Source organism: Pseudoduganella danionis, assembly GCF_009720775.1.
Taxonomy (GTDB): domain Bacteria; phylum Pseudomonadota; class Gammaproteobacteria; order Burkholderiales; family Burkholderiaceae_D; genus Rugamonas; species Rugamonas danionis.
Map to the genome: position 1 here is coordinate 1 of NZ_WNKW01000031.1, position 538 is coordinate 538.

Genomic DNA, 538 nt, shown 5'->3' on the forward strand with positions numbered 1-538 from the left:
GTTTTACCAGAAGTAGGTAGCTTAACCGTAAGGAGGGCGCTTACCACGGTAGGATTCGTGACTGGGGTGAAGTCGTAACAAGGTAGCCGTATCGGAAGGTGCGGCTGGATCACCTCCTTTCTAGAGTCGCACGACTCATCAAGCGTTCACACTTATCGACTGTAATTAAGAAGAACAGCATTTGGGGCTGTAGCTCAGCTGGTTAGAGCACCGTGTTGATAACGCGGGGGTCGTTGGTTCGAGTCCAACCAGCCCTACCAGTCCTATAGTGAGGTATCAGACTGAAGTCTGACACCTAACAAAAAGGGGGATTAGCTCAGCTGGGAGAGCACCTGCTTTGCAAGCAGGGGGTCGTCGGTTCGATCCCGTCATCCTCCACCAAAAGTTCAAATGTAAAGGTAGACCTTTAGATTTGATCTTTTAGAGATCAAGTGCTGTATGTTCTTTAACAATCTGGAAGAAGTAAGTAAATTTTTATTGATCGTTTTACGGTAAAACGTAAGACGATGGGTAATGATTGTATGTATCAACAAACGCA

The 538-nt window shown here is 46.3% G+C and carries 2 tRNA genes and 1 rRNA gene; all 3 read left to right on the plus strand.

The features are described 5' to 3' along the window. Positions 1 to 120: ribosomal RNA gene (locus tag GM655_RS22560) — 16S ribosomal RNA — on the plus strand; the annotation flags it as partial. A gap of 63 nt (positions 121 to 183) precedes the next feature. Next, positions 184 to 260: transfer RNA gene (locus GM655_RS22565), tRNA-Ile, on the plus strand. Positions 261 to 305: 45 nt separating this feature from the next. Further along, positions 306 to 381 (plus strand) — tRNA-Ala (locus GM655_RS22570). The last annotated feature ends 157 nt before the right edge of the window (positions 382 to 538 follow it).